Raw genomic sequence first — 18,985 nt, forward strand, 5'->3', positions numbered from 1 at the left:
TTTTTTATTTAAGGCAAAGTTTAGGGGGATTAATGTTGAAAGCATCAGAACTTAAAAATAAGGGTATCAAATTCGCTTTAGGTGAAAAAGAATATGAATTAAAACTTAATATGAACACCTTTTGTGAACTAGAAGAAGTATATGAAGATTTAAACAAAGCCTTTGACGATTTGCAGAAAATGAAGATTAAAGCAATAAGAGCTTTAATCTATGCTGCAGTAAAAGTAGAAGATGAAACGGCTACATTAAAAGATGTAGGAGAGCTTTTAGGCATAAAGGATCTTGAAAGATTGGGCACAGCTATAAATGAAGCTTTGAATACAGCAATGCCTGAAGCAGAAGAACAATTGGGGGAATAGAAAGCCACACTAGTCAAAATTCATGGGACTGGCAGTGGCTTTTTTTCTTGGGAACAAATCTACTTAAAATGACAGAAGAACAATTCTGGAACAGTACACCTAAAAAGCTTCAGGCACTTTTTCATATTTATAAAAAGGTTAATGGAATAGAAGATGAAGAAAAACTTGATACCATAGATAACATTATTTTTTAGGGAGGAGGTGAAGAAATGGCTACTGGGGAGAATACAGTTGTTGCAAGAATTGGACTGGACGATAAAGGCTTTCAAGAGGGAGTTGCTAAAATCCAAAGAAGTCTTAAAGTTGTTAAAAGTGAATTTGCAGCAGCAAGTTCAAAGCTTGGTGACTTTGGAAAATCAACAGACGGATTAAAACTTAAAGCAGATAGTTTAACTCAGCAGATGGAGTTACAAAAACAAAAGGTTGCAGCTTTATCAAAGAGTTATCAAGAAAGTGTAGAGAAAAAAGGCGAAGATGCCAAGGCTACTGAAAACCTAAAAATAAAGCTTAATTATGCTATAGCTGAAATGAACAATATGGAAGGCGCAATTTCTGATATTAATAAACAGATTGAAGTTCAAAGTAGTGGTTTTACTAAACTAGGAAAAAATTTTGAAGATATAGGAAGTAGGATGAAAAAAGTAGGTGAGGGATTTTCTAGTGTAGGAAGTACGTTAGATAAAACTGTAACAGCACCTATTGTTGCAGCAGGCGCAGGTCTTTTTAAGCTAGCCAGTGATTTTGATGAAGCCAGTGACTCTATTAGAATAGGAACTGGGGCAACTGGTGAAGCACTTGAAGGGTTAGAACAGGATTTTAAAGCAGTATATACTACAGTTGATACAAGCATGGGAGATGCTAGTAAAGTAATAGCAGACTTAAATACTCGTACAGGATTATCAGGAGAATCCCTTCAAGAATTATCAACTCAAATGTTAAGACTTGCTAAGGTAACAGGTGAAGATATCAATACACTAATCCCTGCTTCTACTAGAATGTTTCAAGATGCAGGTCTTGGGGCTGATGAATATGCTGGTGCATTAGATTATACTTTTAAAGTTAGTCAGAGCACAGGTATAGGTGTTGGAAAGCTTCAAGAACTTATGACACAATTTGGTGGCCCACTAAGACAGATGGGATTTGATTGGCAGACCTCTGCAGCTATGCTTGGTAAGTTTGAAAAAGAAGGTGTTAATACTGAACTTGTAGTAGGATCACTTAGAATTGCTCTTGGAAAAATGGCTAAGGAAGGCATCAGTGAACCAAATAAAGCACTTCAAGAAATGATTACTCGTATAAAAGAAGCAGGAACAGCAGGTGAAGCAAATACTTTAGCACTTGAAATGTTTGGCGCAAAAGCAGGTCCAGATATGGCGGCAGCAATCAGAGAGGGAAGACTTAATCTTGATGAACTTATTAATAGTCTAAACTCAAGTCCAGAAACAATTGCTCAGGTTTATACAGACACAGCTGATGCGGCAGAACAATTTGTAGTATTAAAAAATAAGATGGCTGTTGCATTAGAACCGTTAGGTAAAAAGCTTTTTGAAGCTGTAAATAATGCAATGCCAACAATAGAAAAACTAATACAAGCTATAATAGGGATTATTGAGAAATTTAATGCACTTTCCCCAGTCCAGCAAGATATGATTTTAAAATTTGCACTTGTTGCAGCTGCCATTGGACCAGTATTATCAGTAGTTGGAACATTAATATCTGCTGGGGGAACACTTTTCTCAACTTTTGGTTCAATTTCTACAGCTCTTGGAGCAGCAGGTGGCGCAAGTGGAGCATTAGGTACAGCTTTTGCAGCTTTAACTGGGCCAGTAGCAATTATTATAGCAGCTATAGTAGGGCTGATAGCAATCTTTGTTACTCTCTATAAAAATAATGAGGATTTTAGAAATGTTGTTAATGCAACCTGGAATGAAGTTAAAGTTATTATTGGAACAATTATAGAAAGTTTGAAGGTGATGTTTCAAGCTTTTATAACCTTTGCAATGGAGGTTTGGAGTAAGTATGGGGATGATATTGTAGCAGTTATAACTATAGCATTTGGATTTATTGCAGATATTGTAAAGACTACACTAAATGCTATCCAAGATGTTATTCAGATTGTTACAGCTTTGATAAAAGGAGATTGGCAGGGTGTTTGGGATGGTATAAAAAATCTTACCAGTGATTTATGGACTGGAATAAAGAATGCAATTGAAGCTGGTCTTGATTTAATTAAAAGTGTTATTTCAATTCAAATGAAATTTATAGAAGATTCTATATCAGGAGTTTGGAACGGTATTAAAACTGTAACTTCTAATGTATGGAATGGAATTAAAACAGCAATAGAGACACCAATCAATACAGCAAAAGACACAGTTAAGTCTGCTGTTGATTCTATTCATAACTTTTTTGCTAATTTGAAAATACCTGAGATTAATATTCCAAAGATTAAACTTCCACACTTTAACTTAAAAGGAAGCTTTAGCTTAGATCCTCCAAGTGTACCAAGTCTTAATGTGGATTGGTATGCAAGTGGTGGTATTTTTAATGCGCCAAGTGTTATTGGTGTAGGAGAATCAGGAACAGAAGCAGTTCTTCCCATAGATAGATTGGATGAGATTTTAGCAAGAGCTCTTGAAAAAGTAAAAGGTGGTAGTTCATCAAGTGGACTTACTCTTCATATAGAAAACTTTATAAATAATACAGAAAAAGATATTGAGCAACTAGCTTATGAACTTGAGTTTTATAGACAAAGAGTAGCCATGGCAAAGGGAGGTAGTTAAAATATTAAATTTTACTTTTGGCGGTAAGAATAGCTATGATGATTTTAATATAAGAATATCTAAAAGGCCCTCCATTCCTTCACCTAAAAGAAGAATAACTTATGTAGATATTCCAGAGAGAAATTCTAGTTTAAAATTTGATGAAGGAACCTTTGAAGATATAACAATACTAGTTGAGTGTTCAATAAATGATAGAGAAAATTTGCTAGATAAAATAGATGAAATAAAAGCTTGGTTAATTAATGCAGAAGAAAGTGATTTGATATTTAGCTTTCAACCAGATAAAAGATATATTGGGCAGGTAGTAAATTCAATAGATTTTAAACAAGTCTTTAAATTTACTAGTAGTTTTCCAATAGTATTTAATTGTAGACCTTTTAAATATAGTACTGAAGATGAAGTTATAACAATAACTCAAATAGGAAGCATTATATATAATGAAGGAACTTTTAAAAGTGAACCTATAATAAAAATATTTGGAAGTGGAGATATAACTATCAGCATTAATAATGAAGAAATTATAATAAAAAATGTTGAAGAGTATGTGACTATAGATTCAGTTTTAAAAGATTGTTACAAAGATGAAGTTTTAAAAAATGCTGATATGGTAGGAGATTTTCCAATACTAGAGATAGGAGATAATGTGATTAGTTTTAGTGGAAATGTTAACAAAGTAGAAGTTCAGGTTAATGAAGTGTGGATATAAATTTTATATATTCTAAATTGGTGGTGATACATTGATATGCATATATGACAGAAAAACAACCAAAGGAAACTTTGAAAACAATGGCCTTGGAGTTTTAGCGGAAACTATTAGTGCGTATATAACGGAAGAATTAAATGGGGATTATGAATTAGAACTTGAATATCCTATAAAGGGCAGAAAAGCAAAGTTTCTTGAAGAATGGAATATCATAAAAGCTGATGGGCAACTATTTAGAATTTATAAGGTACAAAAACAAGGTAAAAATATTAAAACTATAAAAGTATGGGCAAAGCATATATTCTATGATTTGCTCTATTTTTTTATAGAAGATTCAAGAGCAACGAATGCTTCAGTGAAAACAGCTATGGAAAAAGCTTTGCCTTCTGATCTCGGAAGTATTTATTCGGTTGATAGCGATATTATAATTGCTAATACTATTTACTTCATTGAGAAAAATCCTGTGGAAGCAATGTTCTCCATTTTAAATAGATGGCAATGCGGTGAACTTAAGAGAGATAATTTTGATATTAAAATACTTAGCCAAATGGGCAATAACACTGGAGTGTTAATTACTCAAGGCAAAAACATTTTAGGAATTGAATACAATATAGACACAACAGAAGTTGTAACTAAATTATACCCAGTTGGTGCTGATGGCATAAAATTAACTGAGAAATATATTAATGTGGTTAATTGGGATAGTGATAAATATCCACCCTTCCCTATAATAAAAAAAGTGGTTTTCTCAGATGCAGAAGATGAAGTTACATTAAGAGCACTTGCAGAAGAAAAAGCTAATACCATAGGACTTAACAAGATTAATATCGAAGTGGATTTTATCGAACTCGCTAAAACTAAGGAATATGAAAAGCTAAAAGATTTAGAAAAAGTAAGTGTAGGAGACAGAGTTATTGTAAGACACAAAGATTTTGATATTAATATTACAGTCCCTATTATAAAAACCAAGAAGGATGTCTTGAGAGGTATAAATACTACAGTAACCTTGGGCCAATCAAACAATAATATTTTAGATAATCTTGATAATAGTGAAATAAAAACTACTGTAGATGAACTTGGAAATAAAGTTGCTCAGTCATTAACTTCAATGTATTACTATGCCAATCCTTTAGAATTGAATATTGGAACTAGTATGGGTCAACCAATTTATCTAGGATTAAGTGTAGTAAGTTCAACTAATCTTTCCATGAATATGTCTCTTTATTGTGTTGCTACTTCTGAATGTACTTTAACTATAAAAATCCAATTAGACACTCAGGATATTTCTTTTACACCAAAACAAAAATTAGAAGTTGGTGATAATACAGTAGGAATTCCAATAGGGATACCTCAAGTGAAGTCTGGTGCTCACTATATTGGTGTGTTTTTGCAAGTAGATACAGGAAGTATTACAATACCTAAATTCAACTTGCAATGTATGATTGATGGTAGAAATCTACAAGGTGGAATTAATTCAGAACCACCTCATGCAGAGTGCAAAGAATACCAAGCTTTAATAAATATTAATGGATTGTACTTAGATAAAATAGCAATGGGAAATGAAGTGTTTGAGTTTTACGAACCTATACCTGCTTCTTTTGCAGAACAGTTTTTTTATGATTCACAGCAGTTTTTATACAATAATACAGTTCAAAATTATGATATCTTCATTAAAAAGTTTGGAGAAATCATTTATTTTAAAGAAGAAACTAATGATGATTTTATAAGAGATAAGTATACAACTATTCTTGCTGAGGATAGTTTGTTTTTTAAGACTAGCTATGAAGAAACAGCTGTAAATGAAACCATCAACTTGGGAGTGATGTTCAGTGTTAACCTTTTAGATATAAGTAAATTCAGATTAATAGAAAATGTGGAGGTGATTTAATCCTTGTATAGTTCAGAGATTATGGGGCCTTTAGGCAATATAGGAATGACGCTACTAGCTTCAAATAAAGATGATACTACCATCTCAGTACCTGATATAGGATTTGACTTCTTTTATGATGGAGTGAATTGTAGAAGCACTATGAAAACTAGTGGTAACTCCTGGGTTGGATTTACTGGATCATCTGAGCAATTAAAAGTAAATAGAAGAGATACCAGAGCAGAAAAAGTTTATTATGCTAACGAAACCATAAATGGCTCACAAGTCTTTAGGCTTAGATGGGAAGGAGATCATTATTACAGTGCCTATGGGGCATACGATATATTATGGGAACTTATCTTATATAAAGATAGCTCTATGGTATTAATTATAGAGAAAATAACTAATGATGGAACTGATAGTTTTGTAAACCCAAATGTAGGAACAATAACTTATGATTTTTTAGCCAACAAATCTTATACATTTATACCTACAGAAGATGGTGGGAGGAATTATACTATTCAAGAAGGTTCTTATGTTGAAGCAAATATAAAATATTTAATAGTTGATGGAACAGATATCAAACATTGGGATACAGGTAGCTCTCAATATGTTAAGATTTCAGAACTACCTATAACAGCACAAGCATTCCAAAGTTATGGAGATGCTTCTTTTCATATAGAAAGAACTGGCCTAGTTTCTAATAATCCCATTCTTAAAATATGGAGCGATAATGAAAGTATGGCTGTAGAAAAGATTATTCAAACCGCAGTTCCAAAAGCAAGCTTAATTGAAATGAAGAAAGATATTTTATTTAATGATGATTATATTCAAGGAATTAATGATGCATTGATAACAGTAGAGAATACTGGAAGTGGAGTAATTAGATTTATTTTAAGTAATGATAGTGGAGTAACTTGGAAAACTTTTTATGGAGCATGGGTAGATATTGATAAAAATGATTTAAACACAATAAAAACAAGTGGAATGAGCATTAATACTATTAGCAGTATTACTGAAACAGAGTGGCAAACTTTATGCGGTACAAGTAAAAAAGTAAGATTTGCCTTTTGTATGGAGATTTCATCTACCAGTGATGTGTTAAAAATTAATGAGATTAGATTAAACTACAATCTTATTTAGGGGGTGCAAAAGTGGCTTTCAAGGAAAGTATAGCGTATAGCAAAAATTTAATAACAGGAAACAAAATTGAAAAAACCAAGAAAAAGATAGTTGCACCAGTGCAAGGCATAGCTACTGTGAAAATTTATGATAGTTTAAATGGTAAGCAAATATATGAAGCTAAAAGTGAAAATAGAATATCTGCAATTTTTGCAAATTCTGCATATATGGATACATATTTTTACCCTATGCTAGAAAATAAACAGGAGTATTTATTGAAGGATATTTACTACACATATCCATTTAGAACAATGTTTTTAACCACAGGAGATATTCCAGAAGACCCTTATGATTATTGGAGTTGGGGGCATGTTGAAGGATATGCTGATGCATGGTATCCATATAGTGGCAGTTCAGAGCTCATGGGAACAATCAATGCTGCTGAAACTACCTATACCATAGAAAATGGCAAAGGCATTAAGCATTTTGTATTTGATTTTCCTACTCATTGCGCTAATTCTACTTTTCAAAGTATTTATTGGTCATCAGGAAGTAATGATTATACTTCAGCTCAAGTACCAAATGTGAATAGGTTATATTATAGAAAGGCATTAATACAAGGGAATCTGAGCATATATAATCTTTGTACGGATGAGACAGCATTGTATTGCCTTAAATCTGGTTATACCGATATGATGATTTTTGATAAAAGTACAGCTGAGAGAAAATCAAATTTAAATTTATCCTTTAGTGGATACGCTATGGACTATGATGGAACTAATTTCTGGGTTCTCTTAAGTGATGGATCCTTTAAAAAACTAGATAAAAGTTTCAATATAGTAACCAGCTATAGCAAGAGTTCAGCCATACCAGGAACTCTAGTATACGGAGTTAATTATTATGATATTGCAGTAACATCTAATTATATATATATAGCATACAATGGTTGCATAAATACTTCAGGAGATTCTACCTATTATAGAAGTTGTATAGCTCAATATAATAAAGATGGGACTTTTGTTAGAAGTGTTGAAATTTATATGGGTACTACAGCTCGAGTTAATATAACTTCTATTACAAATAATAAGCTGTATGCCATTATTAATGATAAAAGATGCTTTCAACTTAATGAGGACTTAGGAATTTACCAAGATACAGGTCTTTCAAGTTATTATTTAATGAGTTTTACTTGGGATAATGATAGGCAAACTATCTTTGGGTATAGAGATTCTTCAACGGATTCAATAAATGAGTATAATGTTGTCCCAGCGTCAGCCCATACACTTTTACCAGAAACAATAACAAAAACACCTACTAATACAATGAAGATTCAATATGATTTTATATGTGATTATGTTAATCCATTAGATATGCCTGCCCATTAAATTGAGCGGGTTTATTTATTAAAGTAAGGAGTAAATATTAAAAACTAGAAAAGAGAAAATGAGGAGGCAATACAAGTGAAAAATAACACAATGCAGTATATATTTAGTTTTGTCGGAGGATATATAGGATGGTTCTTAGGAGGGGTTGATGGCTTTATGTATGCATTAATTACATTCGTTGTAATTGACTATGTTACAGGCCTAATGGTAGCTCTACTAGAAAAAAAGCTATCAAGCGAAGTTGGTTTTAGAGGTATATTTAAAAAGGTTTTGATTTTCACCTTTGTTGGTATAGCAAATATAATTGATATTCATTTGATCAAAAACGGGAGTGCAATTCGCACTGCTGTTATTTTTTTCTATATTTCTAATGAAGGAATTAGTATTTTAGAAAATTCAGCTAAGATAGGTTTGCCAATACCAAAGAAATTAAAGAGCATTTTAGAACAATTAAGTGAGGAGGAAGATATTGATGATTAGATTATGTTTTGATTATGGACATGGTGGAGAAGATAGTGGGGCTTGTTACAATGGAAGAAAAGAATCCAATGATGTACTAAGTATAGGAAAAGAAGTTGCAAATGAATTGAGAAGGCATGAAGTAATAGTGGATGAAACTAGAACTTCTAATACAACAGTTTTATTAAAGGAAAGAAGTGCCTTTGAACATAAAAATAACTACGATTACTTTATATCCTTTCATAGAAATGCCTTTCAGCCTGAAAAAGCAAAAGGAGTAGAAACTTACACCTACATAAACCCATCATCAAAGGCTAAAGAATTAGCTCAAAGAATACAAACATCTCTGGTGGCTTTAGGTTTTGAAGATAGAAAAGTAAAGACAGCTAATTTCTATGTACTAAGAGAAACAAAAGCACCAGCGCTTTTAATTGAGGTAGGATTTATTGATAATACAACAGATAATAATATATTTGATTCCAAAAGAAATGAAATTATTGTAGCCCTAACAAAAGCTATATTGGAGCAGGTTGGTTTAAAGTATATTGAAACTCCAAAACAAAAGCAAGAAGCAGGTGTACAAACTCTTTATAGAGTTATGGCTGGATCTTATTCTGTTAGGGAAAATGCTGAAAGACAAGTTGAAAAGCTTAAGAACGCTGGCTTTGATGCAACAATTATGATCTTTAATAAGTAGCTGTTCATCATAGAATACACCAAAAAGGTTTAACTAAATATTAATTGGACGATAGCCTGTAGGATTCTCTTTGGAGATTCTTGCAGGCTTTTTTATTTTTTATAAAACATCCGTCCAAATTTAAGATTTTTGTCCTTAGGAAGTTAGAGAGATTAATTTAAAGAATGGGAGGAAAATCTATGCAGGTTACAAAAATCACAGACGAACAGCAGATGCCTATATCGGCAAAAAAGGCATATACGCAGGAAGAATTACAGCGGGAATATGATTATATTCTTGCTCAGAAGATACTGAAATCTATTTTTGAAAAGGGGTTAATAAGTGTAGAGGAGTTTAACAAAATCACAGGATTAAACCGTCAAACTTTCTCGCCATATCTGGCAGAAATAATGCCATGAATTCCTTGATTTATCTAGGGTTCAGAGGTAATATGTGACCTAACAGAAAGCGAGGTGAGTTGATGAAAAGGATAATAAAAATCGAAGAAAATAAAATGTTATCAGTCAAGAAGAAAATCCGTGTTGCTGCCTATTGCAGAGTATCTACAGCAAGTGATGAACAACTTATAAGCCTTGATGCACAAAAGGCACATTACGAGAATTACATCAAAGCCAATGATGAATGGGAGTATGCGGGTCTTTATTATGATGAAGGTGTCACAGGTACAAAGAAAGAAGTCAGAGATGGATTACTATCACTTATTGTAGACTGTGAAAAAGGTTTGATTGATTTGGTGATTACAAAGTCTATCAGCCGATTTTGCAGGAATACAACGGACTGTTTGGAGTTAGTAAGAAAACTGCTTGGTTTAAATGTATACATCAATTTTGAAAAGGAAAATCTCAATACTGGCTCTATGGAGAGTGAATTGATGCTTTCTATTTTAAGCAGTCTTGCAGAAAGTGAATCGGTGTCCATTTCAGAAAATGAGAAATGGAGTATTAAGAAACGTTTTCAAAATGGTACATACATTATTTCTTATCCACCGTATGGATATGCAAACATTAATGGAGAAATGGTAATTGTGCCAGAGCAGGCAGAAGTGGTAAAACAGATATTTACAGATACTCTTGCAGGAAAGAGTACCCATATTATTGCAAAAGAACTAAATGAACTTGGGGTTAAAAGTAAAAAAGGCAGTAAATGGACTGCTGGAACTGTTAATGCGATTATCCGAAATGAGAAATATACAGGAGATGTTATTTTTCAGAAATCATACACAGATAGCAGTTTTAACCGCCATACAAATTATGGAGAACAAGACCAATATTTATGTACAGCCCATCATGTGGCAATCGCAAGCCACGAAGTTTTTAAAAAAGCCAATGAAGTTATGAGCCAGCGTGGTAAGGAAAAAGGCAATGGTGAGGATACCCAGCGTTATCAAAACCGTTATGGGTTTTCAGGTAAAATCAGATGTGGAGAGTGTGGTAGTGCTTTTAAACGAAGAATTCATAATAAACCAAGTGGAAAGTATGTGGCTTGGTGTTGCACCCATCACATTGAAGATAAGGATGCCTGCTCCATGAAATATATTACAGACGATAGTATAAAGATGGCATTTCTTACCATGATAAATAAGCTGATTTTTGCACATCAAATTGTATTAAAGCCTTTGTTACGTAACTTACAGGGGTTGGATGATAAAGACCGATTACTGCAAATTCAAGAGTACGAAAGCAAGCTAGAAAAGAACATGGAACAAAGGCAGGTACTTACAAGCCTAATGACAAGTGGCATTTTAGAACCTGCACTATTTAACGGTGAAAACAACACTTTGATTCAGGAAGAAAAAATGCTACAGGCAGAAAAAGACAGGCTGATGCATTCTGTAAGCGGTGATAGAACAAGGTTTGATGCTTTGAAAAAGCTTATAAAATATGTTTCTGGAAGTGAAATGATGAAGGAGTATGAAGATGAAGTATTCCTTGCCCACGTGGATAAAATTACAGTGGCTTCAAGAGAGGAAATTATATTCCTATTAAAATGTGGATTAGAACTTAAGGAAAGGATGGCATAATAATGGCACACATACCTTATGGATACAAAATCATAGACGGAAAAGCAGTGGTTGATAAAGAAGAGGCTGAAAATATCAGAGAGTTCTACAAAGGATATATTTCCGGCTTGGCACTTAAGGTAGCTGCTGAAAATGCAGGATTAAAGTTATCTCATAGTAGTGCTGGAATGATGCTTAGAAAGAGGTATTACCTTGGGGATGACTTCTATCCTGCCATAATTGATAAAGAAACATTTGATAAAGCTGAAGAAATGAGAATTGTAAGGGCGAGTTCTCTTGGAAGAATTAGAGAGATTGAAAAGCGTGAAGAACCAAAGCCAATGGTGCATTTTATCATGCCAAAGGTACAGTTAAAATATGCAGATCCATTTGAACAGGCTAAATATGCATATGGATTAATAGAAAGTGGGGTGACAGAAGATGAATAAAAGCGTAACACTTATCCCAGCTCGAAGACATATAGGAAATACTGTAAAAATGGAAGACAAGCCAAAACTCAAAGTCGCAGCGTACTGCCGTGTCAGTACCGACAGCGATGAGCAAGCTACAAGTTACGAGGCACAGATAGAGCATTACACCAATTTCATACGAAAAAATGAAGAATGGGAGTTTGCTGAGATATTTGCTGATGATGGTATTTCAGGCACTAACACTAAAAAGCGTGAAGAATTTAATCGTATGATTGAGGAGTGTATGGCTGGTAACATAGACATGATTATTACAAAGTCCATAAGCCGATTTGCTAGGAATACCCTTGATTGCCTAAAATATATTAGACAGCTAAAGGAAAAGAACATTCCCGTATACTTTGAAAAAGAAAATATCAATAGCTTAGATTCTAAGGGAGAAATTTTACTTACAATTATGGCGAGCCTTGCACAGCAAGAATCGGAATCCTTAAGCAAGAATGTAAAGCTTGGATTGCAGTTCCGTTACCAAAACGGTGAGGTACAGGTGAACCACAATCGTTTTATGGGATATACCAAAGATGATGAAGGCCATCTGATTATTGAACCTACTGAGGCAGAGATTGTAAAACGCATTTATTTGCAGTATCTGCAAGGAGCAAGCCTAAAACAAATCGGAGAAAGTTTGGAATCAGATGGTATCCTAACTGCAGCCGGTAAAGCAAAATGGAGACCAGAAACTATAAAGAAAATCCTAAAAAATGAGAAATATATCGGTGATGCCCTTTTGCAGAAAACATATACGGTGGATGTGCTTACGAAAAAGCGAGTTAAAAATAACGGCATTGTTCCACAGTATTATGTAGAAAATAACCATGAAGCCATTATTCCCCGTGACCTTTATATGCAGGTGCAGGAGGAAATGCTAAGAAGAGTTAATCTCCATAGTGGTGCTGACCGAAAGAAAAGAGTTTATAGCAGCAAGTATGCTCTTTCAAGCATTGTCTATTGTCCAAAGTGTGGTGATATATATCGCAGAATTGCTTGGAATAACAGAGGCAAACGTTCCTTTGTGTGGCGATGTGTCACCCGAGTGGAACATGGTCCAGAACGCTGTGATACCCCTACAGTTCAAGAAACGGAACTTCAAGAGGCTGTAGTAAAAGCCATTAATATGGCACTTGGTGGTAAGGAGGATATGCTTGTAGCTTTAGAGCAGAATATTGCATCGATACTTGCTTTGGAGGATGAAAATTCTATGGAAAACATCAATGCCAAACTGGAAGAATTGCAAAAGGAACTGTTGAAACGAGCAAATGCTAAAAAGGATTATAATGACCTTGCTGATGAGATAGATCGTTTGCGAGAACTAAAGCAGAATGCTATGGCAGAGAATGCGGAAAGAGAAGGTTTGAAACAGCGAATTGCCGAGATGCAGGAGTTTCTTGCAGAACAGACGGAGCAGATAGAAGAATACGATGAATCCTTTGTGAGACGAATGGTTGAAAAGGTAACGGTTTATGATGACAGATTTGTGGTGAAATTCAAATCTGAAACATTAGTGGATGTGGAAAGATAGAGAGAAAATATTAAGAGTTTCCTGCTAGATTGTAATCTGGCAGGAAATTTCTATGTAATGGTAAAAATAGAAGGATTGTGTTTAGAAACCAAATGGTTTAAAATAAAATGGCATGGAGGAATAAGAATGAAAACGTCTGATATGATAAGAGAACTATGTGAAAAATTAAATATTAGTATTTCAGAACTGGCACGGTGTCCTTTATAGAAATGATAGAGATTGCAGATGCAGTGGGTGTTACCTATGAACAGGCTTTTGTGCTCAAAAATGGATAGAAAATCCAGATTAAGAGGGAATAAACGGAAGTGTTGATATAAAATTTAAAAGGTGTGTGTTGTATGCTAGAGAAAGGAGGGAGAAATTTATGCCCAAAAGTAGGCGAGCAAACGCTGTCATTTTTGGTTTTGATTTTCAGGTAAATGCAGCAATTGTACTTATGCTTGAAAACATTGAGGATTTAAAATCACTGCGTCTGGAGGGTAACTTTGAGGATATAGAACTGGAATTGGAAAACGGACAATATATTTTAGCACAGGCAAAAGCAGTTGAACAAAGTAGTTCAGATTTCAGAAACGTTCGAAAAAACCTTCAAAAATCGCTTATCTCCTTATCGGAAGGTAGCCAAAAGGTTAATGCCCAACAGCTTATATTAATTACTAATTCACCTAATCCTTTAAATGAAGATGTTTCTAAGAACGTATTTTTAGGAGCTGCACACCGTGATTTTTCGTCATTGCCTGAATCTTCACAGGAGTTGATAGGGGGGTATTTAAATGGAATGAGTCAGCCGCTGGATTTAGATAAATTCATGATTCAAGTGTTGCCGTTTGAAACTGATAATGACTTTGAGCGATATAAAATTGTTAGACAATTAGTAGATGATTTCATTGGCGATTTAAATTTAAGCATTCCTGGATTGGGAAAGAAACTTCTAAATATTTGGCACGAAGAAGTTTTCAAAAATAGCACAAAGAAGAATGCATCTATTCAGCTGAAGAAAAAAGATTTAGTTTGGCCGATAATAGTTATTGCTACTGATGTTGAACGCTGTGATGACTCTTTTATAGAGATATTTGATTGTAGTGCTTACGATGAAATAGCTCATCGATATAAAGATACGATAGAATCTTGTTGCGAACGCTGTGAGTTTTTTATTAAAGTTCTCTGTGACTATAACGGATACCAAACCACTAAGAAACCCGTAGAAAAATGTATGGATTTTGCGATGAACAAATGGAAGGACTACCTTTCAGAATTTGAACTTGATACTATTGATGAAGAAACTAAGAAGGGATTAATCCAGATTATTCTTTATAACATTGTACGAAACCGAATTACAATTGATAAAATCAAAAAGGTGGTGAAATTGTGATTTTTGAATCTATTCGACTCAAAGAGGGATTTATTGAACGTAAAATTTTATTTGCAGAGGGTGTCAATTTAATTCACAGTATAAAAAACAGTCGTGGAAAAACTACCCTTCTGCGTTTTATGTTATATGCTCTTGGTTATAACATTCCGAATACAAAGAAAATTAAGTTCAATAACTGTGAAGTAGAGTTAGTGATTGAATGTGAAAAAAGTGGAGTAATATCTTTGCTACGTTGCAGTGATATTGCAGTTGAAGTAACTATAGATTCTGAAAAGCAAACCTTTGTGCTACCGGAACAGCAAAATGAACTTCATAAAATTATTTTTGGAACAGAAAATGTTGATATTCTAAGAAATCTGCTTGGGACTTTTTATGTTGACCAAGAAAAAGGTTGGACGCTGCTTAATCGTGGTGTTGTAATTGGAAGTATTCACTTTAATATTGAAGAATTAATTCGTGGACTTTCTGGGCGTGATTGTTCAGAATTGATTCAAAAGGAAGCACGTTTGTCAAGGGAACTAACAAAATATCGTCAGATGTTTAGTATTGCACAGTATAGGGAAACGTTGGAGGCAGGGGAGCTTGTCACGGATAGTTATGAAGAAGAATCAGATATTTCTATTAATCAATTCCTTTTGCATCAAAAAAGGTTAAGGGCTGAACTACGTAGAATTGACAGCACCTTGGCTAATAATAAACGCTTTAAACAGTTTGTTGCTGATATGAAATTACTTGTTCAGTCATCTGACGGATCAATTTTCCCAGTAACTGAAAATAATATTGTTGGACTAAATGATGCAATAGATTTATTAATTGCAAAAAGAAAAATGGTGTCTGCTGAATTTGCTACAGTTACTGCTCAACTTGAGCGCCTTGAAAAAGAAAAGGATAGTGAATATGAGCAGGTGGCTTTTTATAAATCTGCTAGTCTGTTGGAAGTGTTTGACAAAAGAATTGCAAAAATGCCAATGAATCCTATTGCTATTAAGAATGAAATAAATCGCTTAGAGAAGGAACTTAAATCTATTAGAAATGATATTAGTACTATGACGAAAAGTAACAATAGTGTTGTTTCAGCTATCTCTCAAAACATAGTTAAATATGCGATTGAACTTGGTTTAGGTGATAAGGGTTCAATACCCAAAACATACCTTTTCACATCTAATCTTAAAGAACTTTCAGGTGCAGTTCTACACAAAACTGCTTTTGCGTTCAGGCTAGCATACATAATTGCAATTGAAGATGCTCTTAAAATCAAATTACCGATTATCCTTGATTCACCGAGCGGAAAAGAAGTAGACCAAGCCAATGTTAAACTCATGATGGAAATTATAAAAAGAGATTTTGTAGATCACCAGATTATTATAGCATCAATTTTTAATTATGACTTTGATGAAATCAATAACATAGAAATTAAAGAACATTTGATTGAGGTGTGCGAGAATGAGTAGATTAATAGATAACAGTAGAACTATATACGAGACATTGCAAAGCATCAAAAACGGCAAGTTTGTTATGCCTGCATTTCAAAGACAGTATGTTTGGGGCAGGGAGCAGTGGAGGGCTAAAGTATGGAATTGATACACTATTCAACGGAATGTGACTTTGAAAAACAAATCATTCACTCCGTTCATAATTTGTCAACAATTTTGTTTTGCTTTCATCAAAAACAAGATGGTGTTGTTAATAAGACCTTTGTTTAGATGAAGGAGGCTCTTGGTTTTGATATAGAGTAGATGTATATAAGTAAAGAACAGGAGGGAAGATGACATGTATGATAAGTATGATAATTACATGGAACATATAGTGAGTTTGAATCAATTGTATTCTAATTTAGTTGAGATAAAGCAAGAATTAGAACTACTTTTAAAAAATGATTTAGATGAAGATATTAAAAAGTACTTAGTGTGGGATGTGGAATTATTAATATGTTGTGAAATAGTTCTTGAACAAAGAAAGGTGGATCAAAATTATCTTTACCCAATGTATGTTTATACGAATGGGAATTGCATTCCTGATATAGATAGTTTTGAAGAAGAACGTTTAAATTTTTATGAGTATAGGATGGAAAAGATTGAGAATATAAAATTGAAAATACGCTATGCAAATTATTGTTTTCAATACTGTATAAAGAAAAACAGATATAAGTATAGTCAAAAAATATGTACCTTATTGTTAGATTACTTGCACCACGAGGAATTAACACATGACTATATTGTTGCATTTTCTCGTTTATTTGAATTAGGATTTTCATTTAATCATTTTGAAATAATAAGCAATCTAAATAGTCTTATAGATGATTTAATATCAAAGGAATATCTTGAGGAACAATATTTGAGTTTGCTTTCTATTTCTAGGATTATTGTTAATAATATAAAGAATAGATTTTTAGAGGATGCAACAGTAAATAAAATTATAAATGTTGTTGAAAGAATATGTAATTATTACTTTGAAGAAGCCAGTTATAATTTATATAGAAATTGCTGTAGCAATTACTTGGATTGGCTTAAAGTTATGAAAAGGGACGAAGACATAAGGATGTTATCAATTAAATATGGTGAGTCATATGAACTAGACGCCGAAAAGCCAGGAGTATCTAATTTGGAAAAATCAGAGTGGTATAAATCTGCTGCAGAGCATTATGTCAATATAGGTGAACGTGAAAAGGTATATCATATGAAAGTAAAAATAAAGCGAGCTTTAAAGAAAGCAACTAAAGATGGCGAATTTAAGGCTATATCTACAACACAATCAATTGAAATAAAGCAATTGGAGAAAAAAACTGTTGATTTTTTCAAAGACGATATAGAAAGTACTTTAGCAACGGTAAGCCACAGTAGTTACTTTATTATTAGTAAAGTTAATAGCGAACTTAAAGCTGTAGAAGATGCAAAAAATCCATTGTATCAGTTGATGGATATAGGAAAGATTCATGGTGATAGGAAAGTTTTTGAATCCAATACAAATAATGACTTAATCAAAACTCTAACATTTCAGTACTATGGTATTGAATTAGAAGTATTGTTTTCAGTAATGTTTAATTTTATTTGGAACAAGATGATAGAAGATGGACTTACTGAGCAAATAGTAGCAACACGCATATGTAAATCAGAGTATATGGATGAGGAACATAAAGTGATTATTTCTAAAGGAATCGAAAGAATGTTTGAGAAAGACTATATAGCTGCTTTACATATACTCGTTCCACAATTTGAAAATTATTTTAGAACTTTTTTCGAGTGGGGTGGCTTTCCAACCACGTCATTAAAAAACAATGGATTACAATATGAAAAAACTTTTAATGAATTTTTAAGAGAGGATTTTGTTAAAGATACAATTAGCAGTGATTTGTTATACATGATTGAGTTTGTTTTAGTTGAACAATTGGGAAAGAATTTGCGAAATAATATTGCGCATGGTCTTATCGAATTGAAAACTTTAAACAAAACAAATTGCTTAATTATGGTTTATCTATTCTGGATGATCACAGCTTATAAATGGTCTTTCCCAGAAACTGAAAATGAGGAAGAATAGTATTTGAAATATTGTGATGATGTCTGATAATAAAAATTATACAGAAAGAGAGTTATACAATGGAAATGAAGTTAACGCCTGAATTAAAAGCATTAAAAGAAGAATACGATTTTCTTCATAAAAAAATTGGAGAATTAGAATGGGAAATTGCAACTATATTTTATGGTAGAAAAGGTATCTTAAGTTCGGAAATTAATGATCTAGAAGACCGACTTGATAATTATAGGCATAATATTAGTATGTTAATTGGAAAAATTAGAAATGAAGTAAAAATAGCAAATGAATCTAAATAGTGTTTGGAAGATTTTTGTGGATATGTTTCCCCATATCGATAGAAATCAGTGGATATGTTCCCGCCTACGGACAATAGACAAAAATCAGTATTTGACGTACTTGTTATCCTCTCGAGCCATGTGGAGTGCGTAGTGAAGATAGAGAAGAAATAGGCTAGTTTCAAAGGATTTCAAGGATTTTAATTAAATATTGAAGTGTGTTTTATGTTTCCTCAGACTACGGTTTGGGGAATTTTTTGCTTTAGGGGGGTCTATACAAATTCGCAAAATTAGAAGTAATTGGATAATTGCGAAATGGTAGAATTTAATATTGAAAAATTAAATTTCACATCTGTGTTGATACTTGTATAAAATATGGATATACTATATGTATAAAAAAATAGATATAAAATGTTAAATCTATATTTT

Annotated in this window: 18 protein-coding genes; all 18 read left to right on the plus strand. The window is 33.1% G+C overall.

The genetic code is table 11. The features are described from left to right. Positions 1-32: 32 nt before the first annotated feature. The 18 genes from BUB83_RS08115 (at position 33) to BUB83_RS08190 (ending at position 18,577) form a co-directional block, all read left to right on the plus strand. Complete coding sequence (locus tag BUB83_RS08115; RefSeq protein WP_242950652.1) at positions 33-359, plus strand: tail assembly chaperone; 327 nt, start codon at positions 33-35, stop codon at positions 357-359. A 47-nt stretch (positions 360-406) separates the two neighbouring features. Next, positions 407-553 carry a hypothetical protein gene (locus tag BUB83_RS22305; RefSeq protein WP_207649332.1) on the plus strand — a complete coding sequence of 49 codons (147 nt, stop codon included), beginning with the start codon at positions 407-409 and terminating at the stop codon, positions 551-553. Positions 554-568: 15 nt separating this feature from the next. Beyond that, positions 569-3,139 carry a phage tail tape measure protein gene (locus tag BUB83_RS08120; RefSeq protein ID WP_073337951.1) on the plus strand — a complete coding sequence of 857 codons (2,571 nt, stop codon included), beginning with the start codon at positions 569-571 and terminating at the stop codon, positions 3,137-3,139. A 1-nt stretch (position 3,140) separates the two neighbouring features. Continuing rightward, complete coding sequence (locus BUB83_RS08125) at positions 3,141-3,845, plus strand: distal tail protein Dit (RefSeq protein WP_073337952.1); 705 nt, start codon at positions 3,141-3,143, stop codon at positions 3,843-3,845. Positions 3,846-3,876: 31 nt separating this feature from the next. Then, a complete protein-coding gene (locus BUB83_RS08130) occupies positions 3,877-5,730 on the plus strand; it encodes a phage tail spike protein (RefSeq protein WP_073337953.1) in 1,854 nt (617 codons plus the stop codon). A 3-nt stretch (positions 5,731-5,733) separates the two neighbouring features. Then, positions 5,734-6,852, plus strand: a complete 1,119-nt coding sequence (locus BUB83_RS08135) for a hypothetical protein (RefSeq protein ID WP_242950653.1) — start codon at positions 5,734-5,736, stop codon at positions 6,850-6,852. 11 nt (positions 6,853-6,863) lie between these two features. Further along, a complete protein-coding gene (locus BUB83_RS08140; protein ID WP_073337954.1) occupies positions 6,864-8,216 on the plus strand; it encodes a hypothetical protein in 1,353 nt (450 codons plus the stop codon). A 90-nt stretch (positions 8,217-8,306) separates the two neighbouring features. Next, positions 8,307-8,696: a phage holin family protein gene (locus tag BUB83_RS08145; RefSeq protein ID WP_423231140.1), complete on the plus strand. Its 390-nt coding sequence runs from the start codon at positions 8,307-8,309 to the stop codon at positions 8,694-8,696. Continuing rightward, entirely contained in the window at positions 8,689-9,372 is a 684-nt protein-coding gene (locus BUB83_RS08150; RefSeq protein ID WP_073337956.1) for an N-acetylmuramoyl-L-alanine amidase, read from the plus strand. Before BUB83_RS08145 ends, BUB83_RS08150 begins: the two co-directional genes overlap by 8 nt. 179 nt (positions 9,373-9,551) lie before the next feature. Beyond that, the gene (locus BUB83_RS08155; protein WP_073337957.1) at positions 9,552-9,770 is read left to right on the plus strand and encodes an SHOCT domain-containing protein; all 219 of its coding nucleotides are present in this window, start codon (positions 9,552-9,554) and stop codon (positions 9,768-9,770) included. A 62-nt stretch (positions 9,771-9,832) separates the two neighbouring features. Next, complete coding sequence (locus BUB83_RS08160) at positions 9,833-11,392, plus strand: recombinase family protein (protein WP_073337958.1); 1,560 nt, start codon at positions 9,833-9,835, stop codon at positions 11,390-11,392. Positions 11,393-11,394: 2 nt separating this feature from the next. Continuing rightward, positions 11,395-11,820 (plus strand): recombinase, encoded by a 426-nt coding sequence (locus tag BUB83_RS08165; RefSeq protein ID WP_073337959.1) that lies wholly within the window; start codon positions 11,395-11,397, stop codon positions 11,818-11,820. Next, positions 11,813-13,378, plus strand: coding sequence for a recombinase family protein (locus BUB83_RS08170; RefSeq protein ID WP_073337960.1), 1,566 nt, complete (start codon positions 11,813-11,815; stop codon positions 13,376-13,378). The genes BUB83_RS08165 and BUB83_RS08170 overlap by 8 nt, the downstream gene beginning before the upstream one ends. A gap of 364 nt (positions 13,379-13,742) precedes the next feature. Then, the gene (locus BUB83_RS08175) at positions 13,743-14,750 is read left to right on the plus strand and encodes a hypothetical protein (protein WP_073337961.1); all 1,008 of its coding nucleotides are present in this window, start codon (positions 13,743-13,745) and stop codon (positions 14,748-14,750) included. Further along, positions 14,747-16,201 (plus strand): AAA family ATPase, encoded by a 1,455-nt coding sequence (locus BUB83_RS08180; RefSeq protein ID WP_073337962.1) that lies wholly within the window; start codon positions 14,747-14,749, stop codon positions 16,199-16,201. Before BUB83_RS08175 ends, BUB83_RS08180 begins: the two co-directional genes overlap by 4 nt. Positions 16,202-16,321: 120 nt before the next feature. Next, a complete protein-coding gene (locus tag BUB83_RS22700; protein ID WP_278336920.1) occupies positions 16,322-16,453 on the plus strand; it encodes a hypothetical protein in 132 nt (43 codons plus the stop codon). Between the two features lie 67 nt (positions 16,454-16,520). After that, on the plus strand, positions 16,521-18,284 hold the full coding sequence (locus BUB83_RS08185) for a DUF4209 domain-containing protein (protein ID WP_073337963.1): 1,764 nt from the start codon (positions 16,521-16,523) through the stop codon (positions 18,282-18,284). A gap of 59 nt (positions 18,285-18,343) precedes the next feature. After that, positions 18,344-18,577, plus strand: coding sequence for a hypothetical protein (locus tag BUB83_RS08190; RefSeq protein ID WP_073337964.1), 234 nt, complete (start codon positions 18,344-18,346; stop codon positions 18,575-18,577). The last annotated feature ends 408 nt before the right edge of the window (positions 18,578-18,985 follow it).

The organism is Clostridium grantii DSM 8605 (assembly GCF_900129965.1).
In the GTDB taxonomy this organism is placed as follows: Bacteria; Bacillota; Clostridia; order Clostridiales; family Clostridiaceae; genus Clostridium_AF; species Clostridium_AF grantii.

Bases quoted from the DNA above. Each gene is read 5' to 3' on its own strand.
- BUB83_RS08115 (WP_242950652.1), top strand. From the start codon at position 33: ATGTTGAAAGCATCAGAACTTAAAAATAAGGGTATCAAATTCGCTTTA.
- BUB83_RS08120 (WP_073337951.1), top strand. From the start codon at position 569: ATGGCTACTGGGGAGAATACAGTTGTTGCAAGAATTGGACTGGACGAT.
- BUB83_RS08145 (WP_423231140.1), top strand. From the start codon at position 8,307: ATGCAGTATATATTTAGTTTTGTCGGAGGATATATAGGATGGTTCTTA.
- BUB83_RS08150 (WP_073337956.1), top strand. From the start codon at position 8,689: ATGATTAGATTATGTTTTGATTATGGACATGGTGGAGAAGATAGTGGG.
- BUB83_RS08155 (WP_073337957.1), top strand. From the start codon at position 9,552: ATGCAGGTTACAAAAATCACAGACGAACAGCAGATGCCTATATCGGCA.
- BUB83_RS08160 (WP_073337958.1), top strand. From the start codon at position 9,833: ATGAAAAGGATAATAAAAATCGAAGAAAATAAAATGTTATCAGTCAAG.
- BUB83_RS08165 (WP_073337959.1), top strand. From the start codon at position 11,395: ATGGCACACATACCTTATGGATACAAAATCATAGACGGAAAAGCAGTG.
- BUB83_RS08170 (WP_073337960.1), top strand. From the start codon at position 11,813: ATGAATAAAAGCGTAACACTTATCCCAGCTCGAAGACATATAGGAAAT.
- BUB83_RS08175 (WP_073337961.1), top strand. From the start codon at position 13,743: ATGCCCAAAAGTAGGCGAGCAAACGCTGTCATTTTTGGTTTTGATTTT.
- BUB83_RS22700 (WP_278336920.1), top strand. From the start codon at position 16,322: ATGGAATTGATACACTATTCAACGGAATGTGACTTTGAAAAACAAATC.
- BUB83_RS08185 (WP_073337963.1), top strand. From the start codon at position 16,521: ATGTATGATAAGTATGATAATTACATGGAACATATAGTGAGTTTGAAT.
- BUB83_RS08190 (WP_073337964.1), top strand. From the start codon at position 18,344: ATGGAAATGAAGTTAACGCCTGAATTAAAAGCATTAAAAGAAGAATAC.